The sequence below is a fragment of the Paucisalibacillus globulus genome (assembly GCF_900184735.1).
GTDB classification, from domain to species: Bacteria; Bacillota; Bacilli; order Bacillales; family Amphibacillaceae; genus Ornithinibacillus; species Ornithinibacillus globulus_B.
Map to the genome: position 1 here is coordinate 176,536 of NZ_LT855385.1, position 26,341 is coordinate 202,876.

28 protein-coding genes are annotated in these 26,341 nt (G+C 36.0%); 7 read left to right on the top strand and 21 right to left on the bottom strand.

The annotated features are described in order from the left end of the window. The first annotated feature begins 68 nt into the window (after positions 1 to 68). Entirely contained in the window at positions 69 to 614 is a 546-nt protein-coding gene (locus BN999_RS02005) for a hypothetical protein (protein WP_176481844.1), read from the top strand. A gap of 63 nt (positions 615 to 677) precedes the next feature. On the opposite strand, the gene BN999_RS02010 is transcribed toward BN999_RS02005, so the two are convergent. Beyond that, a complete protein-coding gene (locus tag BN999_RS02010; protein WP_096269719.1) occupies positions 678 to 1,751 on the bottom strand; it encodes a bifunctional 3-deoxy-7-phosphoheptulonate synthase/chorismate mutase in 1,074 nt (357 codons plus the stop codon). Positions 1,752 to 1,934: 183 nt separating this feature from the next. On the opposite strand from BN999_RS02010, the gene BN999_RS02015 reads away from it, so the two are divergent. After that, on the top strand, positions 1,935 to 4,073 hold the full coding sequence (locus BN999_RS02015) for a cell division protein FtsA (RefSeq protein ID WP_096269720.1): 2,139 nt from the start codon (positions 1,935 to 1,937) through the stop codon (positions 4,071 to 4,073). Between the two features lie 68 nt (positions 4,074 to 4,141). Here BN999_RS02015 and BN999_RS02020 read toward each other — a convergent pair whose 3' ends face one another. From BN999_RS02020 to BN999_RS02055, 8 genes are all read right to left on the bottom strand, one after another. Beyond that, positions 4,142 to 4,537, bottom strand: a complete 396-nt coding sequence (locus tag BN999_RS02020) for a YtxH domain-containing protein (RefSeq protein ID WP_096269721.1) — start codon at positions 4,535 to 4,537, stop codon at positions 4,142 to 4,144. A 13-nt stretch (positions 4,538 to 4,550) separates the two neighbouring features. Further along, the gene (locus BN999_RS02025) at positions 4,551 to 4,952 is read right to left on the bottom strand and encodes a DUF948 domain-containing protein (RefSeq protein WP_096269757.1); all 402 of its coding nucleotides are present in this window, start codon (positions 4,950 to 4,952) and stop codon (positions 4,551 to 4,553) included. Positions 4,953 to 5,259: 307 nt separating this feature from the next. Beyond that, on the bottom strand, positions 5,260 to 6,561 hold the full coding sequence (gene murC / locus BN999_RS02030) for a UDP-N-acetylmuramate--L-alanine ligase (RefSeq protein ID WP_096269722.1): 1,302 nt from the start codon (positions 6,559 to 6,561) through the stop codon (positions 5,260 to 5,262). 143 nt (positions 6,562 to 6,704) lie between these two features. Then, the gene (locus BN999_RS02035; protein ID WP_096269723.1) at positions 6,705 to 7,826 is read right to left on the bottom strand and encodes a nicotinate phosphoribosyltransferase; all 1,122 of its coding nucleotides are present in this window, start codon (positions 7,824 to 7,826) and stop codon (positions 6,705 to 6,707) included. 76 nt (positions 7,827 to 7,902) lie between these two features. Next, a complete protein-coding gene (locus tag BN999_RS02040; RefSeq protein ID WP_096269724.1) occupies positions 7,903 to 10,236 on the bottom strand; it encodes a DNA translocase FtsK in 2,334 nt (777 codons plus the stop codon). A 639-nt stretch (positions 10,237 to 10,875) separates the two neighbouring features. Next, positions 10,876 to 11,478: a YtpR family tRNA-binding protein gene (gene ytpR / locus BN999_RS02045; protein ID WP_096269725.1), complete on the bottom strand. Its 603-nt coding sequence runs from the start codon at positions 11,476 to 11,478 to the stop codon at positions 10,876 to 10,878. Between the two features lie 19 nt (positions 11,479 to 11,497). After that, positions 11,498 to 12,301: a DUF1444 domain-containing protein gene (locus tag BN999_RS02050; RefSeq protein ID WP_096269726.1), complete on the bottom strand. Its 804-nt coding sequence runs from the start codon at positions 12,299 to 12,301 to the stop codon at positions 11,498 to 11,500. Positions 12,302 to 12,442: 141 nt separating this feature from the next. Then, positions 12,443 to 12,955: a hypothetical protein gene (locus BN999_RS02055; RefSeq protein WP_096269727.1), complete on the bottom strand. Its 513-nt coding sequence runs from the start codon at positions 12,953 to 12,955 to the stop codon at positions 12,443 to 12,445. Between the two features lie 153 nt (positions 12,956 to 13,108). Here BN999_RS02055 and BN999_RS02060 point away from each other — a divergent pair, with 153 nt between their 5' ends. Continuing rightward, the gene (locus tag BN999_RS02060) at positions 13,109 to 13,549 is read left to right on the top strand and encodes a YtoQ family protein (RefSeq protein ID WP_096269728.1); all 441 of its coding nucleotides are present in this window, start codon (positions 13,109 to 13,111) and stop codon (positions 13,547 to 13,549) included. Between the two features lie 26 nt (positions 13,550 to 13,575). On the opposite strand, the gene BN999_RS02065 is transcribed toward BN999_RS02060, so the two are convergent. Beyond that, positions 13,576 to 14,079 (bottom strand): DUF84 family protein, encoded by a 504-nt coding sequence (locus BN999_RS02065; RefSeq protein WP_096269729.1) that lies wholly within the window; start codon positions 14,077 to 14,079, stop codon positions 13,576 to 13,578. Positions 14,080 to 14,145: 66 nt separating this feature from the next. Continuing rightward, entirely contained in the window at positions 14,146 to 15,210 is a 1,065-nt protein-coding gene (locus BN999_RS02070) for a M42 family metallopeptidase (RefSeq protein WP_096269730.1), read from the bottom strand. 173 nt (positions 15,211 to 15,383) lie between these two features. Between BN999_RS02070 and BN999_RS02075 the strand changes: the two genes are divergently transcribed. Beyond that, positions 15,384 to 15,698 (top strand): PepSY domain-containing protein, encoded by a 315-nt coding sequence (locus BN999_RS02075; protein WP_096269731.1) that lies wholly within the window; start codon positions 15,384 to 15,386, stop codon positions 15,696 to 15,698. A gap of 93 nt (positions 15,699 to 15,791) precedes the next feature. On the opposite strand, the gene BN999_RS02080 is transcribed toward BN999_RS02075, so the two are convergent. The 3 genes from BN999_RS02080 to trmB form a co-directional block, all read right to left on the bottom strand. Then, a complete protein-coding gene (locus BN999_RS02080) occupies positions 15,792 to 16,538 on the bottom strand; it encodes an SDR family oxidoreductase (protein ID WP_096269732.1) in 747 nt (248 codons plus the stop codon). Positions 16,539 to 16,559: 21 nt separating this feature from the next. Then, the gene (locus tag BN999_RS02085; RefSeq protein WP_096269733.1) at positions 16,560 to 17,414 is read right to left on the bottom strand and encodes a YtnP family quorum-quenching lactonase; all 855 of its coding nucleotides are present in this window, start codon (positions 17,412 to 17,414) and stop codon (positions 16,560 to 16,562) included. 89 nt (positions 17,415 to 17,503) lie between these two features. After that, positions 17,504 to 18,148: a tRNA (guanosine(46)-N7)-methyltransferase TrmB gene (gene trmB, locus BN999_RS02090; protein ID WP_096269734.1), complete on the bottom strand. Its 645-nt coding sequence runs from the start codon at positions 18,146 to 18,148 to the stop codon at positions 17,504 to 17,506. A gap of 76 nt (positions 18,149 to 18,224) precedes the next feature. Between trmB and BN999_RS02095 the strand changes: the two genes are divergently transcribed. After that, on the top strand, positions 18,225 to 18,512 hold the full coding sequence (locus BN999_RS02095; RefSeq protein WP_096269735.1) for a YtzH-like family protein: 288 nt from the start codon (positions 18,225 to 18,227) through the stop codon (positions 18,510 to 18,512). Here BN999_RS02095 and BN999_RS02100 read toward each other — a convergent pair. The 6 genes from BN999_RS02100 to BN999_RS02125 form a co-directional block, all read right to left on the bottom strand. After that, the gene (locus tag BN999_RS02100) at positions 18,504 to 19,310 is read right to left on the bottom strand and encodes a phosphotransferase family protein (protein WP_096269736.1); all 807 of its coding nucleotides are present in this window, start codon (positions 19,308 to 19,310) and stop codon (positions 18,504 to 18,506) included. The genes BN999_RS02095 and BN999_RS02100 overlap by 9 nt on opposite strands. A gap of 97 nt (positions 19,311 to 19,407) precedes the next feature. Then, on the bottom strand, positions 19,408 to 20,340 hold the full coding sequence (locus BN999_RS02105) for a diacylglycerol/lipid kinase family protein (RefSeq protein WP_096269737.1): 933 nt from the start codon (positions 20,338 to 20,340) through the stop codon (positions 19,408 to 19,410). Beyond that, positions 20,337 to 21,263: an NERD domain-containing protein gene (locus BN999_RS02110; RefSeq protein ID WP_096269738.1), complete on the bottom strand. Its 927-nt coding sequence runs from the start codon at positions 21,261 to 21,263 to the stop codon at positions 20,337 to 20,339. Before BN999_RS02110 ends, BN999_RS02105 begins: the two co-directional genes overlap by 4 nt. A gap of 4 nt (positions 21,264 to 21,267) precedes the next feature. Beyond that, positions 21,268 to 21,831 carry an RNA 2',3'-cyclic phosphodiesterase gene (gene thpR / locus BN999_RS02115; protein WP_096269739.1) on the bottom strand — a complete coding sequence of 188 codons (564 nt, stop codon included), beginning with the start codon at positions 21,829 to 21,831 and terminating at the stop codon, positions 21,268 to 21,270. A gap of 9 nt (positions 21,832 to 21,840) precedes the next feature. Next, positions 21,841 to 22,554 (bottom strand): pseudouridine synthase, encoded by a 714-nt coding sequence (locus BN999_RS02120; protein WP_096269740.1) that lies wholly within the window; start codon positions 22,552 to 22,554, stop codon positions 21,841 to 21,843. An 8-nt stretch (positions 22,555 to 22,562) separates the two neighbouring features. Next, complete coding sequence (locus BN999_RS02125; protein ID WP_096269741.1) at positions 22,563 to 24,182, bottom strand: putative polysaccharide biosynthesis protein; 1,620 nt, start codon at positions 24,180 to 24,182, stop codon at positions 22,563 to 22,565. Positions 24,183 to 24,352: 170 nt separating this feature from the next. On the opposite strand from BN999_RS02125, the gene BN999_RS02130 reads away from it, so the two are divergent. Both BN999_RS02130 and BN999_RS02135 read left to right on the top strand, forming a co-directional pair. Then, positions 24,353 to 25,621, top strand: coding sequence for an NAD(P)/FAD-dependent oxidoreductase (locus BN999_RS02130; protein WP_096269742.1), 1,269 nt, complete (start codon positions 24,353 to 24,355; stop codon positions 25,619 to 25,621). A gap of 82 nt (positions 25,622 to 25,703) precedes the next feature. Further along, positions 25,704 to 25,892, top strand: a complete 189-nt coding sequence (locus tag BN999_RS02135; protein ID WP_096269743.1) for a hypothetical protein — start codon at positions 25,704 to 25,706, stop codon at positions 25,890 to 25,892. A 61-nt stretch (positions 25,893 to 25,953) separates the two neighbouring features. Here the strand turns inward: BN999_RS02135 and BN999_RS20470 are convergent. After that, the coding region (locus BN999_RS20470) for a hypothetical protein (protein ID WP_096269744.1) at positions 25,954 to 26,341 on the bottom strand (388 nt) is incomplete at its 5' end.

The following is a 26,341-nucleotide window of genomic DNA, read 5'->3' on the forward strand; positions in this document are numbered from 1 at the left end:
GGTGATTCCTTCTCAAGTTTGGGCACATGCTCGGCTGGATTGGGGGCATCCTCCCCAAGTTTGGGCACATGATCGGCTGGGTTGGGTGCATACTTCCCAAGTTTGGGCACATGATCGGTGGACTCGGGTACATCCTACTCATGTTTGGGCGCATGCTCAGAGGAATCGGGTACATCCTACTCAAGTTCAGGCACATGCTCGGCTGGATTGGGGGCATCCTCCCCAAATTTGGGCACATGCTCAGAGGACTCGGGTACATCCTACTCAAGTTTGGGCACATGATCAGAGGACTCGGGTACATCCTACTCAAGTTCGGGCACATGCTCGGCTGGATTGGCTGCATTCTCCTCAAGTTTGGGCACATGCTCGGAGGACTCGGGTGCATTCTCCCCAAGTTTGGGCACATGCTCGGCTGGATTGGGTACATACACCCCAAGTTCGGGCACATGCTCAGCTGGATTGAGTGGATCCTCCTCAAGTTCGGGCACATGCTTAGCTGGATTGAGTGGATCCTACTCAAGTTCGGGCACATGCTCGGAGGACTAGGGTGCATACTCCTCAAGTTTGGGCACATGCTCGAAAAACTTGGGTGCATCACCCCGACCTCAGGCTAATCCCTACACTCAACACCCCTAAGAAAAACTAAAAAACTAAGGATTTGACTACTAGTCAAACCCTTAACTAATGGATGTGCTGTATTTAGAAATCTCTTTTAAAAAGTCTTCAAACATAGGTATGTCCATTTGTTGTGCAGAATCAGACAAAGCAACAGCTGGGTCTGGATGAACTTCTGCCATAATACCATCTGCTCCAATAGCTAGGGCTGCTTTAGCCATTGGTATTAACAAATCTCTTCGACCTGTTGAATGCGTAACATCAACCATTACAGGTAGGTGAGTTTCTTGCTTTAGTATAGGCACAGCAGAAATATCAAGTGTATTTCTTGTGGCTGTCTCATATGTGCGGATTCCGCGTTCACAAAGAATTATTTTACCATTTCCTCGGGAAATAATATACTCTGCTGCATTGATGAACTCAGAAATAGTTGCGGATAAACCACGTTTTAATAATACTGGTTTATCAACTTCTCCCGCCGCTTTAAGTAATTCGAAATTTTGCATATTTCTTGCGCCTATCTGGATAACATCCACGTAATCTAATGCAATTTCAATATGTGCTGGATTTACTATTTCACTAATTACTGCTAAGTCAAATTCATCCGCAACTCGCCTTAAGATTTGTAATCCCTCGATACCCAATCCTTGAAAATCATAAGGGGAAGTTCTAGGTTTAAATGCTCCACCCCGAAACAGCTTAATACCATTCTGTTTCACGGCCTTTGCAACTTCACGAACTTGTTCATAACTTTCAACAGCACAAGGTCCCATAACGAAATGAGTTTTCCCATCACCGATTTTTTCACCTTTAACATCAATTACTGTGTTTTCAGGTTGGCGTTTTCGCGATACTAGTAGTTCTTTTCGATGATCATCCTCTATCAACTCAAGTCCGGCTTTAAACATTTCTTTAAAAATATGTTCTATAGTTGAATTATCAAAAGGACCATTATTATGTTGGATTAACTGATCTAGCATCTCACGCTCACGAACAGGATCAAACCTCTTTATTCCCTGTTTATTTTTTATTTGACCAATTTGTTTTACAATAGCTGCTCGTAAGTTCACAAGTTCAAGTATTTGTAAATTAACATCATCTAATTTGGTCCGTAACTCGTCTAAATCGTTATTCATATCTTAAAAGCCTCCTGAAAGGAATAACTGCAAAATTTCTACATAATGTGACATCATTATAGCTAATAATTTTCCCTTTGTCATCTTACAGTTTATAATAAAAATAAAGATTTACGGGAAATTATGCTCAGGAGATAAAGAGATTTTTTGAATTAGCTTTTCATTCTTAGGGGGATTTACATAATGAAGGACGATTATATATTTGCATTAGATATCGGGACCCGGTCTGTGACAGGGGTTATCTTAGAAAAGACCGAGTCCAACTATACATTAATTGATTATTGCGTAAGAGAACATCGTGTAAGGTCCATGGTAGATGGCCAAATTCATCACGTAGAGGAAGTTGCTGAAGTTATAAAAGAAGTAAAACAAACGTTAGAAGCTTCTCATGGTCCATTACTAAAGGTTTGTGTTGCAGCTGCTGGAAGGTCATTAAAGACGATTACATCATCAGCTACAATTGAACTCAATCAAAAACCAGTTACAGATCATGAAACGATTAAGCATTTAGAATTAAGTGCTGTTCATAATGCACAACTTAAGTTAGCTTCGGAGGATACGGGTCATAACTTTTCAAACTATTACTGTGTTGGATATTCTGTACTTCATTATAAGATCGACGAAGATATAATTGGATCGTTAATTGATCAGAGTGGTCAAGTGGCTTCTGCTGAGATTATTGCTACTTTCTTACCAAAAGTAGTTGTAGAATCCTTATTATCTGCATTAACACGAGCAAATTTAGAAATGGATGCTTTAACATTAGAGCCAATTGCAGCTATCCAAGTACTTATCCCTGAGTCCATGAGACGACTAAACGTTGCTCTAGTGGATATAGGAGCTGGGACGAGTGATATCGCACTGACTAATTCAGGAACAGTTGTTGCATACGGCATGGTCCCTATCGCAGGTGATGAAATTACGGAAGCTGTAAGTGACCAGTATTTATTAGATTTCCCATTAGCTGAGAAAACAAAGCTTCAAATTGTGAATGAAGGACAGTCAACTGTTCAAGATATCCTTGGCTTTGAAGCAACCATTACATATGATAATTTAGTTAACGATATTAGTGAAAGCATAGATAAATTAGCAACATCCATAGCAAAGGAAATATTACATTTAAACGGAAAACAACCAAAAGCAGTCATGCTTATTGGTGGTGGTAGTCAAACACCTGATTTCACATCACGATTAGCTAATAAATTACAATTACCTCCTAATCGTGTTGCGATTCGTGATATCGAGGCAATTCAAATATTAAATAGTACAGATAACTTACCAAAAGGGCCAGATTTTGTTACACCTATTGGGATCGCAATAGCAGCCAAACAGAATCCAATCCATTATATCTCCATAAAAGTTAATGAAAAGATAATTAGAATGTTTGAAATGAAACAGCTCACAATTGGAGATTGTCTTGTACAAGCAGGTATAGAAATCAATAAATTATATGGAAAACCGGGAATAGCATCCATCATTACATTGAACGGAAAGTCAATAACCTTACCAGGTGAACTTGGACAAGCCCCAACAATCCTTTTGAATAAAAAAGAAGCGACCGTTGATAGCATTGTGAATAATGGAATGGAAATTGAGATTTTAAAAGGATTGGATGGCTCTCAACCAAAAGTTACACTTAGTGAACTTCTTGGAGATATTGCCCCAATACAAATTCACTTTAACCAACAAGTTTATGACTTGAAACCAACATATTATGTAAATAACATGATAAAAGATCAGAACTATATCATTCAAGATCATGATAGTATTGAAGTTCAAACACCAAAGACGGTTAAGGATTTCTTTACCTTTATCAGTTCAGATAAAAAGCCTGTTCAAAATGAATTTATTCTTTTTGTTAACCAAGATAAAATAAAATTAAGTTTTGCTGAGAATCAGATTACAGTAAACAATATGGCCGTTTCTTTAGATTATAGATTAAGCCATGGTGACAAGTTAAATGTAATTCCAAAAAACATTCCCACAGTTCAACTGTTGTTAAAACAATTGAACAAAGAATATTATCACAATATACGAGTAACCTTTAATCAAGAAACTATCATGATTAAACAACCTCAACTTAAAGTTAAAAAAGGCGACATCGAATTAAATGAAGAAGATAGAATATATCCCAATGACAAGTTATCAGTAGAGGAAAAGGAAATAGAGCCATACATATTTCAAGATGTCTTTCGCTATATTGAACTTAATTTAACAAATGCTAGTGGTAATTTCACCTTGTTAAAGAATAACCAACCCACTACCTTTTATGAACAGATAGTAGATGGTGATAGTTTAGCTATTGTTTGGGATTTAGAATAACCAATAGATTTTATACTATCATAAAAAGGATGTCATAGGTGATGGTCCACCGTACGACATCCTTTTTATTATTTATTTTCTTCTACGTTTGTTTCTTCTAATGTCACTTCTTCTGTAGTTACATCATTTACAAACTCATCTTTATTTCTCATTTCTTGAATTTTAGATTGCACATTAGATGTAACTTCTTGTGTCTTATGTTTTAGCTCAGACCCTTTTTCTGTTGCAAGCTCTTTCCACTCTTGACCTTTTGCCTGTGCAATGTCCTTCCATTCAAGGCCTTTAGTTTGTGCGATATCTTTCCACTCTGTCGCACGGTCACGTACTTGAACAGCTCCTTGGTTAATATCCCCTCTTAACTCTTTACCGGACTTTGGAGCAAATAATAATGCTAAGCTTGCACCTAATGCAGCACCAATAACTGTTCCTACAATAAAATCTTTACCGCTATTATTTTCTGCCATGATGGTTCCTCCTTTATTTTCTCTTTTTTATTAAATCAAATAGCGCAGCTCCCCATGTAACTGCTTGTGAAGCCTTCTCCTGATTTTCAGAAGCTGCTCTAGAGACATTGGATGAAAATTGTTTTAATGAGTGATTAAAGTCCTGTACTGTTTCACCAATTCCTTTAACTCCATCAAATAACCCATCTAATTTAGCTGTTTTTTTATTTACATCTTCTGCAAGAGCATTAGTCTTGTGAAGTAACTCCGTTGTTTCACTTGTAATTCCTTGCATTTGCTTTTCTAGACTCTCCAATGTATTCGCAACGTTGTTCAGTGTTCGAGTTGAAGCTTTTAATGTTTTTGCTAAGTAAATTACTAGCACTGCAAAAGCAACGGCAGCAATTATTGCAGCAAGATAAAGTAAGATTTCCATAGCCGTAATCATTCCTTTCTTTCTAAGTGAATTTGCCAAAATGCAAGTGCTTGTACATATCATATTCCCTTTTATTTCGACAAATAAACATAAATTTTCATAAACACATTCTTTATTAGTATATCTCCATTATAGGCTTTTCTATCATAAATATCGAATGTTATGTAGTATTTTTCCATATAATACATTTCATTCATTACAAATGTTGGTATTAGAAACTAATTGCCCCTGCTCATAGTAATTAAAATTACTTACCTTGATTAGTAAAAAGCCTGTCACTTTGTTAGTAACAGGCTTTTATAAATTATTATTTTATTTGAAGAATATCTTCATAGGCCTTTTGAAACTTCTGGATATCTCCAGCACCCATAAAGATTAAAACCCCATCTTCATATTTCTTTAGTTCTTCGATTCCTTCTAATTCTAGTACCGAACTATTAGGAATCAGTTTTTGTAGATCTTGAATGGTTAGTTGACCATTATCTTCTCTAGCAGATCCGAAAATCTCACATAAGTAAACGGAATCAGCTGGACTCAAACTATCCGCAAATTCTTGTAAAAACGTCTTTGTTCGAGTAAATGTATGCGGTTGGAAAATAGCAATAACTTCTTTATTTGGATATTTCTTTCTAGCTGATTCAATCGTTGCTGTAATTTCTCTTGGATGATGCGCATAATCGTCGATAATAATTTGATCATTTACCTTTTTCTCAGTAAACCTTCGTTTAACCCCTTTAAATGTATCAAGGTTCTTTATCGCTTCTGCTTCCATCCCCTCATATTGGCAAATGGCAATAACAGATAACGCATTTAACACATGATGGTTTCCATACATTGGGATGGTAAATGTATCATAATAAGTATTACGTACAAACACATCAAATTCTGTTCCATGTTCTGTTTCTTTCACGTTTTGTGCTTGGAAATCATTTGTCGGTAAGAATCCGTAATAAACAACCGGAACTTTTGCTTGAATTTGCTGAAGCTTTTCATCATCCCCACATGCAATAATTCCTTTTTTGACTCTTTCCGCCATCGATTGAAAAGCATCAAAAACATCATTGATACTTGAGAAGTAATCGGGGTGATCAAAATCAATATTGGTCATAATTGCATAATCTGGTTCATAACTCAGGAAATGTCTGCGGTACTCACACGCTTCAAACACAAAATAATTACTGTCTACATGTCCTTTTCCAGTTCCATCCCCTATTAAGTATGAAATAGGATAAACAGAGTTTAGAACATGAGCAAGTAAGCCTGTAGTAGATGTTTTACCATGTGCTCCGGTTACAGCGATACTAGTGTACTGTTTTAACCATTCACCTAGAAATTCATGATAACGGTAAAAGGGTAGCCCTTTACTTTTGGCTTCTGCAATCTCTACATGCTCATCAGGAAAAGCATTCCCAGCAATAATAGTTAAATCATCAGTTATATTTTCTTTTGAGAAAGGAAAAATCGGTATGTTTTTCGATTCAAGAGCTTCCTGGGTAAAAAATGATTTTTCTACATCAGAGCCTTGCACTTTTTCTCCAGAATCATGGAGTATTTGTGCTAGTGCACTCATTCCAGTACCCTTAATACCAATAAAATGGTAAGTTGTCATAAAAAAGAACCTCCAACTATATGTGTAAGAAAAAGACCTTGGTGTACAATAATTCTAACATCATTATAAAGCGATTAATAACATTAAGTAATTATAACAAATCTTATTTCGTATTAAAATAGTAATTTGGTTGTGTACTGTGATTAATAGATGTGATGTAACTCTTTATATTCTACTTTTTCTAATCTTGGATTTGGACGATAACGACGTCCATCTTTTGCTTCGGGAGAACCGTTTAACATAACATTATCACCCGTAAATCCAATATTAAGCTTTAATAGGCTTCTACCAATCCCATACGTATTAACTGGAACTCCTAACGATTCAAAGTGACGAATTTTTTCTTCCGTGAATCCACCAGTAGCAACAATTTCTACATGATTAAATCCATTATCGTCAAGTGCTTTCCTTAATGCAAATACTAACTCTGGATTTACTCCCCTAGGATCAAAAGAACCCATTACATGATAATTTCTAAGAAAATACTTATCAACAAGTGTATTAGAAGTATCTAATCGGACACCTTTCAGTTTATCGCCAAAAGCTCGGGCAACTTTAAGAGCGTCTGTGATGACATCATTGTTATAGTCCACAAGTGCAACTAAATCATCTTCCGGATAGACTTCATGATAAGCCTTCGTAGCCGCTACGACATCGCCTTTAAACATTTGAATCATTGCATGTGGCATAGTTCCCATACCTTCTTTACCCCACCATTCATTCATAGCATGGGTAGCTTGAGCAGTGGATCCACCTATAAAGGCTGCGTAACCATCACCAGCTTGTGTTGTATAATGATCATCCCGGTCTCCCATGAAGATCACTGGCTTTTGCTTTCCAGACGATCTTGCTGCTTTTACAACATTATATACATTCGTTGCGACAGATGTTCTTCTAGCCAAGATCCCATCAATTATACCCTCTAAATAGCCAAACTGCTGGTATTTCCCCGATATAGTTAATACTGTTTCAAAAGGACTAATCTTATCTCCGTCTTTAAGTGAATGAATCTCTAAAGAACCTGGATCATCGGCAAATGTATGGATAAGCGCTATCGCTTCATCAGTTCCACAAAGTACAGCATCTTGCTTCTGAAAGAATTGCATTGTGACATGATTATTCGGAACTTTTTTCTCCACAATTTCTTTAGTCTTTAAAAAATATACAGCTGAGAACCAGCCTTCCTTAATACGCTCATCAAATTTAAACGTATGATTCGTTAGGCGATCTAATTCCCCATTAAGCTTTTGTTCTATTTCTTTCATAATAGTCTCCTTCATTTCTATTCCCTTATTATCATATATCCAGCCTACTAATTTAACAAGTATTCAAGTTACTGTATTATGATAATATCTCGTCCAATTCTACTTTGGTAATTAATACATCTCGTGGCTTACTTCCATTTTGACCTGAAATAATCCCTTTTACTTCTAATGCATCCATCAATCTTGCAGCACGATTATAACCTATTTTAAAATGACGTTGTAGTAACGATGTACTCGCACTATCTTGTTCAAAGATAAATTCAATAGCCTCTGTAAGCAACTCATCTTCTTCCTCATCTGCAACGAATTGTTTCAATAACGACTCTTGTTCAAATAAGTACTCTGGTTCTGCGATTGTACGGACATAACTAGTTATTCGTTCAATTTCTTCATCAGAAACAAATGGACCTTGCAAGCGGACTGTCTTTCCTGCGCCGTTTTCAACGAATAGCATATCACCTTTTCCTAATAATTTTTCCGCACCACCAGTATCAATAATAGTTCTAGAATCGACTTGAGAAGATACACTAAATGATATTCTTGTAGGAATATTGGCTTTTATTAGACCTGTTAAAACATCAACAGATGGACGTTGGGTTGCAAGTAATAGGTGAATCCCACATGCCCTAGCCTTCTGAGCAATACGACTAATAGCATCTTCCACATCTTGTGGTGAAACCATCATTAAATCTGCTAACTCATCAATAACAATAACGATAAATGGCATTTTTTCATTTGCTCGATTTTGATTTAATACTCTTTGGTTGTAGCGTTCAATATCTCGAACACCTTCCTGTACGAATCTCTCATAGCGTTCTTCCATTTCATTCACTGCCCATTTCAAAGCAGCTGTTGCAGCTTTAACATCTGTTATGACAGGTGATACTAAATGAGGAATACCATTATAAGGTGCAAGTTCTACCATTTTAGGATCAATTAGCATAAATTTCACATCTTCATGATGAGATTTATAAATTAGGCTTAATAGAATTGTGTTGATACAAACACTCTTCCCTGATCCAGTAGCTCCAGCAATTAATCCATGTGGCATCTTTTGTATATTAGTTACAACTGGCGCCCCTTCAATATTAAGACCTAACGCTATGGATAACGGTGACTTACTGTCTGTAAATGAGTCTGAACCTAATATTTCTTGAAGTCCAACCATTTGTGACGATGGATTGGGAACTTCTATTCCAATTGTGTTTTTTCCAGGAATAGGTGCTTCAATTCGAATATCCTTAGCAGACATGTTCAATTTTAAATCGTCGCTTAGATTCTTTACTTTACTTACTTTAACCCCTAGTTCTGGATGAACTTCGAACCTCGTTACTGCTGGTCCTTGAGTAGCATTTACGACACGTGCACGGACATGAAAATGTTTTAAGGTCTGTTCAAGCAATTCTTGTTGTTCTAATATCCATTGATCATTTAAATTACTCTTAATAATTGGGTCATTTAGTAAATGTAATGGAATCGTGGTATGATTCGATTCTACAGTTCCTTGACGAATTACTTCGTTAGGCTTCTCTTCTTCAACGTTTTTCTTCATTTCCACTTGATTGCTTTGTTTCCATTCTGCTTGACGATCATTTGACTGTCTTTGTTTTCCCAATTGTTGTTCAAGGTTTCTATGTGAAATCCTTCGTTTATCCTCGGGTGTCATCATAACATTATAAGGGATACTAACCGGCTTATTTTCATCAGAATTTGTTCTTTTAACTGTTTGATTTTTCTCAACTTGTAATGTTTGATGAGTTTCGAAACTAGGACGTTTTTTCTTCTCGATACTTCTTGATTCTTCTATTTTTCTAGAAGGCTTATTATCTTGAGAAGTTTGTTCGTTTACTAGTTTACTAGTTTCTGTATGCAAAATTGGGATATTAGCTGATTGATGTTGTTTATCAACAGCCTCTTCATTCTCTTGATTAGATACTTTCTGTTTTCGAATATATGTAGGAACAGAATCTACTTCTTTTTGTTGTTTTCTACTCTTGAAGCCATAAACTGGAGATGGTACATCAGTTCTTTCAAATGGCTTTTTAGTAGTAGGAATTATATCATTTTCTTTGGTAACGACTTGGTTTTCTGGTTTATTTTGTTGTAATGGTCTAGAACGTGAGCTTTTATAAGTATTTTGGTTAATAGGACCATTACTCTTTGATCTATTTCCCTTACGAAGATAAGCAGGGGTCTCAATATCAACCTTAGGGCTGCTGATCTTACGGTTTTGTTCTGGAAACTGTGGAATATGGTATGATTCGTTTTTGGGATATTGATATAACATTCTTGTTTTAATGTCAGGATGTACTTCCTGTAATGGATGCATTTCTCGGATGTCTTCTTCTACCTCTACTTCTACTTCCTTCCATATAAAGTTTTCTATCTTTTTTTTCCAGTTATCCCACATGTTTTTCACTCTTTCTTTACTATTCTAGCTAAATTTTTTTATTTTATTTTTTTATTACATATCTGATAGTAACTAATGCTACCGCTCCGGCAGAATACTCCGCTTTCCACGGGCACGGCCTCAGCCTCCTCGAGGAAAGTTCGCCTCTGCGGGGTCTTCGGACACGTGCTATTCCCGTAGGAGTCTACGTATTCTGCCTGCGCTAGTTGAGCTTTGTAATTATTATTAGGGTTACATTATGATTGTTAGATATAATTGCTAAGAATTTATTCACTCATTACCAGCGTAGGAAATACACGGAGACTCCTGCGGGAGGATAGGCATCGGTGAGACCCCGCAGTGCGTAAGCGCGAGGAGGCTCACCAGCCGCCCGCGGCAAGGAAGACACTGTGAGGTCTTTTCGAACAGATGTCGCCCCTGTGCTGGCAGTAAAAGCGGAGTGTATTTCCGAAGCGGGTACGATGCTCAATACAAAATCCCTAGTTACCGCATAGTTTCTATTATACTGTGAAAAAAGTAACAAACATTACTCACTTTAATACTACTATAGTTAATTACAATATTCTTTTACATTGTTAAAGCTAACTAAATAGATTATTAACTAAAAAGCAACCTAGTATTAAACTAGGTTGCTTTCTATTATACAGGAAAAGCTTGGCCAACTGAATAGGAATTGTCTAGTACATAGATTCCTTTTTCTTTTGGAGCATTTGGCATTCCAAGTTCCTTTTGGGAACAAATCATACCGTTTGATGGAACTCCCCTTAATTCGGTTGGTTTTATTCGGAGCCCACTTGGCATGGTTGCACCAACTTTTGCAACGACTACCTTTTGCCCTTTATCAACATTTGGTGCACCACAAACGATTTGTAATACCTCATTACCAACGTCTACTTTACACACACTTAACTTGTCTGCATTTTCGTGTTGGTCTTTTTCTACTACATAACCAACTACAAATTTAGGACTAAGGTCAAAGTCTAGTGAGTCTTGGATATGGTTTGTTTCGAATACATGTTTAATTGAATCCAATAATTCTGTTGTTAATTGAATTTTTCCTGTCTGTTCAAGTTCTAAGTATTGAGAGGCTTGATGTATGTTATACCCTAATGGTTGGTCATTTTCCAATACTTTAGTTACAGGGCCCACCGTTTCATAGGTTACATTATATCGATCATCAGCATCTTTTAAAGGGATTATTAATACATCACCAATTCCAGTTGGATTATAAAATACGTCCATGAATATCACTCTTTCGATTTTATTTTTCAGGTCTATTTTTAGCTAATATAAAGATTGGTGTTAATTTCTTATCTTCATAGAGAAAGGGTAATGCCGTTATCGGTATTCTACCTTCCGTAAAAAACTTCATAGTCATTTGCGCTAAAATATCATAGCCTGTTTTATTACGGATATCAGCCATAATCAACACATCTTGATGTGGTACGGCAACAGCTAGTTCACCGTTACTTTTTCCTTTTATTTCTTCTAGTAATGTATCATTAAGAATCCTACTAGCGTCATAACCATCTTGTTTCGCAAAGAAATAAAAATCATTATCACGAACGGAATCAATTCTATAACTATTCTCTAATGACCTTAAATTAAATGTTGCAATCTCATCTATTTGTTTTAGAGACCAACCCTCTTTTTCAAGCATGGTTTCATCCACTAAACGATATGATTTACCTAAATCAAGTGCATAAAAAACCCTTGTTTCCGCAGTATGTTCCTTGTATGCTAGATTGACACCTGAATTTGCTTTCGTAGGAAATGAGGTGGACCTGATAACCGGAAAGATATATTTCTCCATTCCCTCAAGCTTGTGTGTTTCATTCATAATTCGTAAGGATTCTGTTACATGTTCAACAAGTTCATCAATAGCTTTTTCACCTTGTTGATTATATTTCCCAATAATATTTGGTAGTTTTATACTTACACCTTGTTTTGTGTTTTTCAACTCTACCCGAAATGTATCATCATCTCGATTATATCTTGTATTAAAGTTTGAATTTGACAGTCTATCCTCTAACATCTTTTTCATTTTAAGACTGGTCATTTTCATATAGAAAGCCTCCTATCTATCGGCTATATCAAATAAAGATAAACATACCTCTTCTATGATAACTATGATTTAGGTAACGTTCAACTAATTCACTTTGATATAAAAAAAGCTAGCAACATTGACATTGTGCTAGCTATTTCACTAGTGAACGATGGATAAAGCAATATTCATTAGATTTTCAGCATCATTGATTACTTCACTCTTATCCGTGATTGTTGTTACTTTTACACCACCGACACCAATTTGAATTTCATATTCGCCTTCAGTATCAGTTGGAAGTATACGAATGTAACCAAATTTGTCATCATCCTCAAAAGAGTCGAATAGAACAGCTTTGTCTGTACTAGCTGCCTCATAATTTAGTTTACTCAGATTACCTTCTAATGTATTGTAAAAGATAATGATTGTCTTATTTCCACTTTCTAGTATTGCGTTGAAATCATCAACTTCTTCCACTTCCATTGAGTCTGGGAGGAAAAATGAAAAATGTTCGCCCTTATAATTATCCTTTGGTATATCATCATGATAGAAAGTCTCTTCAGCAGTATTCCCTGCTTGTTCAATAATTGATTCCTCTGATTGATAGCTAAATACACTTATTACAATTATAAATAGTAGTAATAAGGCACTTGCTAGATAAGCTAATTTTGGCATGACTTATTTTTCCTCCTACTATAGCCCTATATCATTCTTTTATTATCATACTACTAATTAAAAATATTTAAAAGCACATGGTCGAATAACTTTAATTATTTACCCTTATTAGATACTATTAGGGTATACATATTTTTGGGGAGGTAAAACATTATGGAACTTGTTGTTTATTTAGCTGGTCAAATTCACGATAATTGGCGAGAAGAAGTTGTAAATAAGGCAAGAGAGAAAAAATTGCCATTAAAGTTTGTAGGACCTCAAACTAATCATGATCGATCTGATGATATTGGTGAAGCTGTATTAGGGGAACAACCAGGAAAATATTATAAGGATAATGCCGCTTCGGATATTAATAATTTTAGAACTCAAGTACTTATGCAAAAAGCTGATATCGTCATTGCTTTATTTGGAGACAAGTACAAACAATGGAATACAGCAATGGATGCTTCAACTGCAATTGCACTTAATAAACCAACCATCATTATTCGACCTGAAAACCTTATCCATCCATTAAAAGAGCTTTCTAACAAAGCAAATGTTACCGTTGAAACAGTTGACCAAGCAGTGGAAGTTCTTGCCTATATCTATGAATAACTAGGAAGGAGATGTACTCCTTCCTTTTAATTATCCCAATAACTCCATTGGCCTTTTAATAGAGTCACTACTTGTGAGAACATTTCTTGACGTGTTAGTAAATCCTTTGTGAAAATACCAATAGCCCCTTCTTTTTTTGAAACGCCAGACTTTTTGGCATAGCGATCCATAATGATCCCTAATTCTACTCCATTGGTTAGTTCCACTTCAATTTCCTTAGGTAATAATATTCTGGCACCACTAGCGATGTATGTTTTCCCACTCTTTGTAACTAGCGCACCCCAATTACATAAAAATAACTGATCTTCAACATACATAACGCCTCCCTCTAAACCTATACCAACAACACCAGGCTCATATTCTGCACACTGCTTAGCCCGATTAATTGCTCCTTGCATTGTTTCCTTGTCTGAAAAAGGCTGGGGAGACACTAGGGAATCCACTTCAAGACCCATTATCTCATCCTGTGGAAAGGCATCCTTTACTGCGTTTACTTTTGTTGGATTTGTAGATCCTACAATGATCTTCATTAATATTCTCCTTTAGGAACCGTATATTACCAAAAAAATAGCTACTCACTAGGAGCAGCTATCTTATTATCGTTTACGAATTACATCAACTGCATTCTGGTCCGTTGATTTCACTAGTTTAACTAAAAGTTCCTTTGCAGCTGCATAGTCATCCACATGAATAATTGAAGACGAAGTATGAATATATCTTGAGCAAATACCAATAACTGCTGATGGTACACCATTACCAGATAGATGAACACTACCTGCATCTGTTCCACCTTGAGAAATAAAGTATTGGTATGGTATATTATTCGATTCAGCTGTATCTAAGACAAAATCTCTCATCCCATGATGGGTAATCATAGAGCGGTCAAAGATACGTAATAAAGCTCCTTTACCAAGATGGCCAAATTCATTCTCGCCACCTGTCATATCATTAGCAGGTGATGCATCTAGTGCAAAGAAAATATCGGGATTGATCATATTTGCTGCAACCTTTGCACCTCTAAGTCCCACTTCTTCTTGAACTGTTGCGCCTGAGAACAATTGGTTTGGTAATGTTTCATTTTGTAATTCTTTAAGCAATTCAATTGATAGTCCACAGCCGTAGCGATTGTCCCAAGCCTTAGCTAATATTTTTTTGTTATTAGCCATTGGTGTAAATTCTGAAACTGGAACAATAGTTTGACCTGGTTTAATCCCAATTCGTTCAGCATCTTCTTTATCATCTGCACCAATATCAATCAACATATTCTTGATGTCCATTGGCTTTTTCCGTTGTTCTTCTGTTAAGTTATGTGGAGGAATTGAACTAATTACACCTACGATTGGACCATTGTCAGTCATGATTTGCACGCGCTGTGCAAGTAACACTTGATTCCACCAACCTCCAAGTGGTTGAAAACGGATTAAGCCTTTTTTGGTTATCTGTGTAACCATAAATCCAACTTCATCCATATGTCCTGCAACCATTACACGAGGGCCTGATCCTTTTTTAACACCGAAAACACCACCAAGATTATCTTGAATAATTTCATCTGCGTATTTTTCAAGCTCACCTTTCATAAAAGCACGAACAGCATGTTCATTGCCAGGGGCACCTTGTAATTCTGTTAAGGTTTTAAATAATTCTAATGTTTCCTGATTCATACATAACCCTCCATTACTATGTAAACTACTTCTTTAGTATAACGAAACGTCACAATTGTTTCCACAATTCATGCATATCACAATTATATTTTCTATTTTATTGTAATTACGGTATACTAAAAAATAAACTTACATACTTGTGAATGTAAAGAAATGATGCATGAGGTGATGTTATGAGTTGGAAAAAAGCAGTAGTTGCTGCAGGAGTTGGATTTGCAGCTGGGTATGTAGCAAAGCAAACAATGGAACAATACCAGAAAATAACACCTGAAAAAGCATTAAAGAACGCCAAAGAAACGTTTAAGAAACAAGGACCGATAAGTGGTTCATGGATCTATATGAAACCAGAAACAATCGAAAAAAATGGGTTACAGTACAATGCTTACCGTGGTGGAGTAACTCGAAGTATTGATGGACAAAATAGGCAATTTGAATTTTACGCCGATACAGAAACTGGAGCAGTAATTGATGTGGTGGAATCTGTATAGTATCTCGGTTTATAGGTAATTGGATTAAAGCAGGGCCATAACTAATTTTCTAACTAGTTATGGCCCTGCTCATTTATTGGCTCTTAATGGTGTTTATCCACGAATGAATCCACCTTCAGAATGGATTACCTGACCAGTGACCCACTTTGCGTCATTACTTGCCAGAAACCCTACAATATTTGCAACATCATCCGGTGTTCCGATACGTCCCATAGGAAACTTTGGTAACAGATGTTTTCTTATTTCGTCTGTCATCCATGTTGAATCTGTTGGGCCAGGGTTTATCGCATTTACGGTAATCCCAAGTGGTGCCAGCTCTTGTGACAATGATCTAGAAAAAGCTGATATTGCACCCTTAGTAGCTACATAAGCAAGTTCACCAGGCATTGGTCCAATATCCTGTCCTGATGTCATATTAATAATTCTACCTTCTTCTAACCCACTTTTTTCAAACCGTCGTGCAAATTCAACACATTGTAGAAAACTTGATCTCATATTAACTTTATAATGGTCGTCAAGGATTTCGGCATTTAACTTTGAATAACCGTCACTTATTGAATGTGCGGCATTATTCACTAAAATAGAAGGTATCCCTAATCTATTTGATACAATATTCAAGAGTTCAGAAGCTGCGTTTTTGTCAGATAAATCTATTTGTATTTCTTCACATCGGACACCCATACGGATAACTTCTTGTTGAAAACTATCTATCCAAACCTCATCAGAATTCCAGTGCGTAAAGAATATATCAATTCCTTGTGATGCCAACTTTCGACAAATTGCTGTTCCAATATCTCTCGGACTACTGGCCCCTGTAATAATCGCTATCTTATTTTTCATGTTAATGTTGCTTTCCCCTATCTATTTATACTCGTATCTATTTCTTTCCAGTACTTCAACTCTATCGCCTGTTTCATTAAATTTTATTGCACGATAAAATGCATCATGATAAAAAGTATACCAAGCATTTTTGTTATATCCATAGTCCATCCACTTTTCCTTCTCATGTACAGAAGTTACTGGATAATCATCATAAGCCATTGCCCATAATTTATTTTGATGTGCATTTGTCGGCATAAGATCAGCCATGTGAATGAAACAGTCCTCATTGTCTTCAAAAATGATAATGGAATGACCGTCACTATGACCACTTGTATGAATCATTCTCAGTCCAGGACTGATTTCAACCTTCTCTTTAAACGGTTGGACCTGGTCAATTACTGGCTTCCAATTCATTTCCCAGTATGTATTTACAGAACGGATATTAGGATTTCTCATTTCGTTCCATTCCGCTTCTGAAGTATAAATAACTGCATTTTTAAATACAGATTCATACCCATCTTCTGATTTAGTAGTAAGTCCACAGGCATGATCAAAATGTAAATGTGTCATAAGAACAATATCAATATCTTCTGGTGTTAAGTTTAATTTTACTAAAGAAGATTCAATTGAAGATTCCTCCAGAACACCAAAATTTCTTATTTGTTTAGCTGTTAATTTACCATTTCCGATACCAGAATCTATTAACATTTTCTTATTGTCAATTTGTAATAGGATAGGGTCTGTTCTTAATTCTATTTGATTTTTATCATTTGAAGGGTATTTCTTGCCCCATAATGCCTTTGGAACAACCCCAAACATTGCTCCTCCATCGAGGTAGTTTACCCCACCATTTAACCATGTTAATGTTGCACGCCCAACTTGTAACGTTTCCATCCATATCTCCCCTTTCACTCCATAACTAGTGTATCGGATGGCAAACATTCCTGCAAACGCTATCATAATTAAACAAGAAAAGAGGGGAATTATTCCCCTCTAAACACAGCTTTGCAACGATATATTGGTTGACCCTTAGCAGAAAATTTTTCTTCATATTCTGTCATAACATTTTCTGGATCTTGGATTTTATGCAGATCTAAATTTATTTCTTGTAGTAACATTTCATATTCGGAAAAACTTACTAACGAGTACTCAAATAACCCTCTATTATCTGTCTTGAAAATTAATTCCCCATCTGGGTCTAATACATTTTCATATCGTTCTAGAAAAGCACGGGAGGTTAATCTTCTCTTTTCATGGCGATTTTTTGGCCAAGGATCGGAAAAGTTTAAATAGATGGTAGAGACTTCGTTTGTTTCAAAGATCTCATTTAAGTTCTCAGCGTTTTCTTGGATTAGACGAATATTTTGCTGTCCAGATTCTTGTACCTTCTGTGCAGCAGTTACGATTATACTCTTCGCAAGCTCAATTCCAATAAAATTGATATTGGGATACTGTTTTGCCATCCCTACAATAAACTGCCCTTTTCCAGTTCCAATTTCAACGTGAATAGGGTTATTATTACCGAATACCTCTTGCCATTTATTTTTATGTTCACTTGGGTTTGGAATCACTAAATGGGTATTTTCTTGTAAGAAATCATCCGCCCAAGGCTTATTACGTTGACGCAAACTATTGCACCTCTTTCTCTCTTTATATTACATATTTTAGCTGAATTATCGAATACTAACCGGTGAGGTGAGTCACATGTCATTAACAGTAAATAATCAACTAGAATTATTGATGGACTTATTAGATGAACAACAATCTGAATGCTGTGCACAAATTTCTGAATACCAACAAATTAAACGATTAGTAAAATCGATGATGGCCAATAACACGATAACAGATGAACAACTGTTACAACTTCTTCCCGAGATCTACAATTATGGTAGACAAGGCGAGAGTGTTCAAAACCATGAAGAACATATTACATCAAATAAAGATAATATAAATAATTGGATAAGTGCTATTGAACAGACTAATTTACAATAATCTCATTTGGAAGTTCAGTTCTCTTAATGACACAAGACGTTCTTCATACTTATCATGTTCGTTTCGCTCATAATGAAAAGATAAAAAAGTTAAGGCATCTGCAATCAGGTGCCAATACATTCGAATTAAGAACTGGTTATCAAGCTGAACACCATAATTTGTTAACCAGTTTTTCCAATTTTCTTTTGGGATATAAGAATTAAGAACCTTACCATAATCTACAATAGGATCCGCTATCATGGCATTATCCCAGTCTATTAAAAATAATTGATTGTCATCGGTAAGAAGTAAATTATGATGGTTCATATCCCCATGACAAACTGTTTGCCTTTGTTGCCTAGCAATAGGTAAGTATTTATTTAAATAGGTAAGCCCATCTTTTATTTCTAATGATGCATGTCGAATATTATTTGAATTTAAACGCGCCTCAATAGAGTGAATACATTCATCCGCTGTAATGGGCTTCTTTCCTAACCGCAAAAGCATATGCAATAACTCTGTGGAATGGTGAATTTTATGAAGAAGATCCGTGACACGTTGATGCTGCATTTCAACTGGTCTTAATTCTCTTCCAGCTAGCCACTTTTGCGCCGTAACGACATCTCCATTATGCATCCGCTTCGTCCAGACTAACTTCGGCACAATACCTTCTGCTGATAATACAGCTAGAAAAGGTGATGAATTTCGTTTAATAAATAACTGTTTTGATTCTTTTTTTGCAAAATAGGCCTCACCTGTCAGCCCACCAGCAGGAGTTATATCCCAATCTTCATCTAATACTTTCTTAAACCATTCCATCATGCATTCCTCAAATCACAATAATTATCTCTATTTAAAAACAAACATGTTAATAGATTATCGAATTATTACATTATTTTCAAGATGTCAAAGAGATTTAATTACCAAAATCAGATCCCATTATTTGGATTTCCTGCTTATTTTTAGTAATAGAACAGGATTGACAGGAATTAGTTTGACCATCAACCTGATAAGTAATAGGGTGATTTGTCTGAATTGATAATGTCTCTGCATGGTATAGATTAACTTCTTTAAACCTGATATGCTTACCAGTAAAAACAGTTATAAAAAGTCCTAATATTTTCCACTTAGAAATATGGTGAATGATTAAAATAGGTATCACATTAGGCTGAATTTTAGCTGTTGGGATTATTTTCATTCCACCACCATAATATTGATGATTAGCAATTGTTACCATCCAGCAATCTTCAATTATTTGTTTTTTTCCATCCATTATAACCTCAACCTGGAACGGTCTGAATTTAAATAATACCTGTATAAGTGCTATAACATAACTTAGCGTTCCAAGCCTTAGAGTATTTAGGAAATTCTTATAACTGGATTGGTTAGCCTTTTTTGCTATCTCTGCATCAAATCCGAAGCCTATACTATTAATAAAATCCCTTTGCTCGTTAAGATCAACACTATAACTACCTTTCCAGTATGGGATTCCTTGATTACCTTCTACTATTTTCTTCAAAATAGTGAGTGGAGAACCCTTAATGCTACACCCTCTACCAAAGTCATTTCCAGAACCACCTGCAATAAAACTGATAGGTATCTGAGAGTCTCCTAAACCATTGATTACTTCATGAACTGTACCATCTCCACCAATAATTATAATTGATTTAAGGTTATTAATAGTTTCAATTTTGATTTGATTCGCTATTTCCTCTGCATGGCCAGGATATTCTGTTAAATAGACTCTACTTATTAAACTTTGATAAAGTTCACTTTTCTCGATCTTCTTAAATATATTTAATCCTCGCCCATTACCAGCTACAGGATTTACGATAAAGATATACATCATCGTTCATCCTCTTCTATGAATGAAAATCCATTTTGATTTTCATCTTCTTCCCACTCAGGGCGCTTCACATAAGAAGATTGGCAATGTTTTAACAAGGCTTCTGCGGCCTTTAATTGGCTACCTTTTAATGGAGAGATTAAGGAACGTTTTTCTTGAAACCACTTTTCATATTCCTGTTTACCTACTACTCTAGTTTGGTATGGTTCTGAAAGATAATTAATTACATTAGTACGAGAAAGCACTATTTTTTCAATCGGGAAGTTAATATCATGCTTCTCAAGAATACCCTTGATGATTTTCTCAGACCTCTTTAAAGCAAACATAGGACTTAATCGTTTCGTCTGCTTGTTATCATATTCGTGTGTCCAACTTCGATCATCAGATGCCGTAATAACAGTATCTAAATGGTCTTCTAATAAATAAATAACTTCAATACCTACAGGACTTATTAGAATAATCTCCGCCTCAATAGGTGCGTTACGAAGTTCAAAAATAGGGTAATACATGAGTAGGTACGTGTCAGGAAAGCGTTTCAGAAAATATTGCAAAGTCATATCTGAGTAATACTTTTTATCTACAAAAGACACATTAGAAATCGTAGATGTAGCCCACTTCATTTGAAATGGAAGTAAGTGCTCCAAAAAGTAATGTTTTAACTCCTCTTCGGATTTCGGTATGGCTGTTTCCTTTTCTTCTTCTACAACTGGATCATCTTGAACTTTTCTTTTTAAGAGTGTTTTCCATTTAGATTCTTTTGGAATTTCCTCTTCTTCCACGTTACCCGTCAGTGGCTCATGATTACTCCAGAGATGAAGTATCCTATTCCAGTTATCTTGTTTCATACGGATAAATTGGCTTGGATATCTGTAAATATCCCATTCATAACGGGTAATATAATTTTGCAACTTAATTAATTGGGCCAATTGATTACCCCCTTAAATAAAAAGTTTCCACTTTCTCATACTTTGGAGATTTCGATGGAAAGATTTGATATAATACAAACTCTTCTATATTTATATGAAATCTTTCCGCTTCATAGTTCTCCTTTATAGCTTTTAAGTTTTCAGCATGTTCATGTGAACCACTCCATTTTTTAGCTAATGTGATATGAGGTCGATATGGTCTGTTTTCTTTATTAAAGCCCATAGAAGTTGCTACAAGTTCTACTTTTTTATAAAGTTCTTCCAGTAGATTGTTATTCTCTACACCCGCCCACAAAACACGAGGTTTATCATGTTTACCAAACGTTCCAATTGAACCGACCGATACAGTAAATTTAGGGTGTTCAATTGAACGTAATGAAACCCGTAATTTTTCTAGTCTATCTTGATCGACTGCCCCTAAAAATTTAAGTGTTATATGTAAATCTGCTTTATGTGGCCAGATTTTATAAGAAAGTTCATCTTGCAATTGCACTTGCCAATTTAGAAATTTTTCTTTTAACTCATTGGCCACGGGTAAAGCTATAAAATAATGTGATGATTGTCCCATCTAAATCCCTCACTTAATAGACTTACAATAAGAAAGTTCTTCTTCATTTAATTCACGATATGTTCCGATTTTTAAAGTTTGATCTAATTCTAGCTTCCCCATGGACAGCCTTTTCAAGTACACAACTTTTTTCCCCACGGCTTCAAACATGCGCTTCACTTGATGGAACTTTCCTTCCGTTATGGTTACTTCGATTTCAGATTGGCTACCAGCAGATAGGATTTTAAGAGATGCAGGTTTCGTTATATAACCATCCTCTAGTGATACACCAGAAGCAAATGCCTGAACATCTTCCTCCGTTACATGTCCAGCAATTTTAGCATAATATGTTTTGCCTACGTCCTTTTTTGGTGACAGAAGCTGATGTGCGAGTTGACCATCATTCGTAATTAGTAGAAGCCCCTCCGTATCCTTATCCAACCTACCTACAGGGAAGGGCTTATAATGCTGAAATTCTGGCTCTAATAAATCTATAACTGTTTTATCATGACGATCATCCGTTGCCGAAATAACTCCCGGTGGTTTATGCATCATTAAATAAATATATGGCTTGTATTCCACAACATTTTCTCCGACCATAATCACGTCATTTTCTGGATCGACTTTTGCTCCACTGTCTTTCACAATCGTATCATTTACCCTTACAGCCTTACTTTTTACTAAGGCTTTAACGTCCTTCCTTGAACCAAATCCCATATTTGAAAGTAATTTATCTAATCTCACTTCAACACCTACTTAAATATCTTTCCTAGTATTCGTACGCGGTCCCCTAATACTCTTTCTAATAATGTGGACTTATATGCAAAATATAGGTAAACAAACCCACCAACGCTTACTCCCAAGATAAGCATAAGCATTAAACCTAATCGTGATTCTTCAAATGGGAATATAGCACCAAGTACTAGCTTCAATATAAGCACCACAATCCACATAAAGAGAACAAAAATACCAATTAATATAGTACGCTTTATAAGTTGCTTAAAAGGAAATTCAACTGACTTTTTAATACGTATTAGATTTAAACCAACCGCTATCCCTACACCAATTGCTGTAGCAAAGATAGAACCCTTTGCTCCAAACCAATGAATAAATTGGATATTAAACAAGATTTTAAATAATAAGCCTGCAAGTAAATTAAATACTGCATGATTTTGCTGGTTAATACCTTGAAGTACTGCTGCAGTTACACTTAGTAGAGCAAACAATATACCAATAGGTGCATACCAACCTAATAGAGCCCCTGTTTCCTCGATATTTTCTAGATTGTATAATGTTCCATAGGCCTCTTTTGAAAGCATGGATAAACCAAACGAGGCAGGAATAACTAACACTAAGATTATCTGTAATGCTTGATTAATTTGATTAATTAATTGCGGCTTTTGTCCTTGTGTAAAGGAAGATGTAAGAACTGGCATTACAGCTAAGGATAGCCCAGTAGCAAGTGTTACCGGAATAATAACTAATTTATGTGATAATGTATAGATCGAACCTAATAATGCTGTTGCAATCTTTTCTTGACCGATATCATCCATCGCGCGAAGAAATGTAAAGTTATCCACCAATTGAAACATTGGAATAGCAATAGATACAATGACAAAAGGTCCTGCGTAACGGAATAACTCTGATAGTAATTCTTTCTTAGGAATATCATGTGTAAATTCTTGTTGCGTAATATTCTTGTCTAAATGTCGTTTTCTTTTTTTCCAATAAACTAATAAAACAACATAAGAAGCTATTGCACCAATAAATGCTGCAAACGTTGCAAAGCCAACCGCAGTAGTTACTTCTCCATCCAGAATATTTAGGATAATAAATACTGCAATTAAAAGGAAAATAATTCGAACTATCTGTTCAATAACCTGTGATACAGCTGTTGGACCCATGGATTGATGCCCTTGAAAGAATCCACGGAAGATACTCATCGATGGGGTAATAATTAATGCAAAACTGACCATCCGAATAACCATGGTTATGTCTTCTACTCTTATTGTCGTTTCAATATCACTTATAATTTGATTTGCTATAAACTCAGCACCGAAGAATAAAGCTAAAAAGGTAACGATACCTGTTAAGGCCATGATGGACATCCCGGTCTTAAACATTCTCATACCTGTATAATAGTCCCCTAAAGAGTTATATTTAGATACAAATTTGGATACTGCCAATGGAACTCCGACTGTAGCAACAGTAACCAAAATACTGTACGGTAGGTAAGCAAATTGGTACAATGTCACACCGTCTGCTCCAACCATAGCATTAAATGGTATGACATAAATCATTCCTAGAAATTTAGATAAAAATGAGGCTGCTGTTAAAAGAAAAGCGCCTCTAACAATCGTTGACTTCGACATTTTTTCACCTGCATCTACAATTAAAATATTACATTAAGCCTATTTTATCACACTACCGGTTACATAGTTAACCATATATACCCATTCGTAAAGAACACCGAATTTTATGCCTAATAATGGTGTATATGCATAAAGAAATGGTAAAATACTTTAGAAAGGAATGAGTACGCTTGATATATGATGTAATAGTAATTGGTGGTGGACCTTCTGGTTTAATGGCTTCCATTGCTGCCGCTGAACACGGTGGGAAAACCATGCTAATTGAAAAAGGTAATAAATTAGGGAAAAAACTGGCCATTTCTGGTGGTGGACGTTGTAATGTGACCAATCGATTACCTCAAGAGGAGGTTATTAAACATATTCCCGGGAATGGTCGTTTTCTATATAGTGCGTTTTCAGTTTTTAATAACTATGATATAATCGATTTTTTTGAAAATATGGGAGTGGCATTAAAGGAAGAAGACCATGGCCGTATGTTCCCAGTCTCCAACTCAGCTAAAACCGTTGTAAATGCCTTAATTGATAAAATGGATGAATTGAACGTGAATGTACAATTAAATACTGCTGTAGAGGCCATTCACTTCGATGAGAATACACATACGATTATCCTTCAAAGTGGAGAGAAAATCGAAACAAAATCCGTTGTTATTGCTGTTGGTGGTAAAGCTGTTCCTCATACAGGTTCGACAGGTGATGGATACGCCTGGGCAAAAAAAGCTGGTCACACAATCACCGAACTGTATCCAACTGAAGTTGCATTAACTTCTAATGAAGGATTTATTAAAGAAAAGACTTTACAAGGACTGTCATTAAGAGATGTGGCATTATCTGTATTAAGTAAAAAGAATAAACCAATTATTACGCATAAGATGGATATGATATTTACACACTTTGGTGTATCTGGACCTGCAGTATTACGCTGCTCTCAATTCGTTGTGAAGGAAATTATGAAAGGTAACAAGAAAGTAACGATGCATCTAGACGTATTACCTGAAAAAAATGAAAATCAGCTTTTACAGGAGATCACCTCTTCACTGGAACAAAACCCAAAAAAGGCAGTAAAAAATTTACTTAAAGGAATTGTACCCGAAAGATTTTTAAGCTTTGTTTTAGAGAAGAATAATGTTCCTGAAGATTTAAAAGCAGCAAATCTCGGAAAAGACACATTGCGATCCATTGTCCAAGACTTAAAAAATTTCACTTTTCTTGTGAATGGATCATTACCTCTTGAGAAAGCCTTTGTTACGGGTGGTGGAGTTTCAATTAAAGAAATTGTCCCGAACACGATGCAATCTAAAATTATGGAACGCTTATTTTTCTGTGGAGAAATTCTAGATATTCACGGTTATACTGGTGGATATAATATAACATCTGCTCTTGTGACTGGAAGACTTGCTGGAATGAATGCAGCATTTGAAGCATTCTATACTGGTATTTGATTCCGCTTATCTTTTCACCTTGGTGTGGAACTATATAAATGTATGGGGACAAAAAATGGCACAAAGAAAGGGTTGGTTATGAATGCAAACAAGAGGCAAATGGTTGCCCATCCTTGCATCAGTTGGTGTAGGTGCAGCTACTTACTATACCATGAGAAAGAACAACCATAATCTTGGCCAAACGGTTGCTAAGATGGTTCCATTTTTTGCTGGAATGCGTGGCGGTAATACAGGAAACTCTGGAAAACTTGGACCATTCGGCATGGCATAGAAAAGCGCACCTTCGAGGTGCGCTTTTTTATTACCTTCTATACTGGTGAACTTGAGAACAATTAGGTGTAACTGAATAGCACATAGTTTGGCACTTTGGAAACATTATCCATTGTCTCGAGTGCATGATTTATAGTTTTGGGCTCATGCTTCATGGTTTCGGATGCATGATTCATGGTTTTGGGCTCATGAGCCATAGCTTCGGGAGCATACTTCAGTGGATTGGGATCATGATCCATAGCTTCGGGAGCATACTTCAGTGGATTGGGATCATGATCCATAGCTTCGGGAGCATACTTCAGTGGATTGGACTCATGAGCCACAGCTTCGGGAGCATACTTCAGTGGATTGGGATCATGATCCATAGCTTCGGGAGCATACTTCAGTGGATTGGGATCATGATCCATAGCTTCGGGAGCATACTTCAGTGGATTGGGATCATGATCCATA

Bases quoted from the DNA above. Each gene is read 5' to 3' on its own strand.
- murC (WP_096269722.1), bottom strand. From the start codon at position 6,561: ATGACAACTTACCATTTTATTGGTATTAAGGGTACTGGAATGAGTGCA.
- BN999_RS02105 (WP_096269737.1), bottom strand. From the start codon at position 20,340: ATGATGTATATCTTTATCGTAAATCCTGTAGCTGGTAATGGGCGAGGA.
- ytpR (WP_096269725.1), bottom strand. From the start codon at position 11,478: ATGGACGTATTTTATAATCCAACTGGAATTGGTGATGTATTAATAATC.
- BN999_RS02095 (WP_096269735.1), top strand. From the start codon at position 18,225: ATGTCATTAACAGTAAATAATCAACTAGAATTATTGATGGACTTATTA.
- BN999_RS02100 (WP_096269736.1), bottom strand. From the start codon at position 19,310: ATGGAATGGTTTAAGAAAGTATTAGATGAAGATTGGGATATAACTCCT.
- BN999_RS02020 (WP_096269721.1), bottom strand. From the start codon at position 4,537: ATGGCAGAAAATAATAGCGGTAAAGATTTTATTGTAGGAACAGTTATT.
- BN999_RS02080 (WP_096269732.1), bottom strand. From the start codon at position 16,538: ATGAAAAATAAGATAGCGATTATTACAGGGGCCAGTAGTCCGAGAGAT.
- BN999_RS02135 (WP_096269743.1), top strand. From the start codon at position 25,704: ATGCAAACAAGAGGCAAATGGTTGCCCATCCTTGCATCAGTTGGTGTA.
- BN999_RS02085 (WP_096269733.1), bottom strand. From the start codon at position 17,414: ATGGAAACGTTACAAGTTGGGCGTGCAACATTAACATGGTTAAATGGT.
- thpR (WP_096269739.1), bottom strand. From the start codon at position 21,831: ATGGGACAATCATCACATTATTTTATAGCTTTACCCGTGGCCAATGAG.
- BN999_RS02010 (WP_096269719.1), bottom strand. From the start codon at position 1,751: ATGAATAACGATTTAGACGAGTTACGGACCAAATTAGATGATGTTAAT.
- BN999_RS02025 (WP_096269757.1), bottom strand. From the start codon at position 4,952: ATGGAAATCTTACTTTATCTTGCTGCAATAATTGCTGCCGTTGCTTTT.
- BN999_RS02125 (WP_096269741.1), bottom strand. From the start codon at position 24,182: ATGTCGAAGTCAACGATTGTTAGAGGCGCTTTTCTTTTAACAGCAGCC.
- BN999_RS02050 (WP_096269726.1), bottom strand. From the start codon at position 12,301: ATGAAAATGACCAGTCTTAAAATGAAAAAGATGTTAGAGGATAGACTG.
- BN999_RS02070 (WP_096269730.1), bottom strand. From the start codon at position 15,210: ATGAATCAGGAAACATTAGAATTATTTAAAACCTTAACAGAATTACAA.
- BN999_RS02075 (WP_096269731.1), top strand. From the start codon at position 15,384: ATGAGTTGGAAAAAAGCAGTAGTTGCTGCAGGAGTTGGATTTGCAGCT.
- BN999_RS02060 (WP_096269728.1), top strand. From the start codon at position 13,109: ATGGAACTTGTTGTTTATTTAGCTGGTCAAATTCACGATAATTGGCGA.
- BN999_RS02005 (WP_176481844.1), top strand. From the start codon at position 69: ATGATCGGCTGGGTTGGGTGCATACTTCCCAAGTTTGGGCACATGATC.
- BN999_RS02040 (WP_096269724.1), bottom strand. From the start codon at position 10,236: ATGTGGGATAACTGGAAAAAAAAGATAGAAAACTTTATATGGAAGGAA.
- BN999_RS02065 (WP_096269729.1), bottom strand. From the start codon at position 14,079: ATGAAGATCATTGTAGGATCTACAAATCCAACAAAAGTAAACGCAGTA.
- BN999_RS02015 (WP_096269720.1), top strand. From the start codon at position 1,935: ATGAAGGACGATTATATATTTGCATTAGATATCGGGACCCGGTCTGTG.
- BN999_RS02055 (WP_096269727.1), bottom strand. From the start codon at position 12,955: ATGCCAAAATTAGCTTATCTAGCAAGTGCCTTATTACTACTATTTATA.
- BN999_RS02035 (WP_096269723.1), bottom strand. From the start codon at position 7,826: ATGAAAGAAATAGAACAAAAGCTTAATGGGGAATTAGATCGCCTAACG.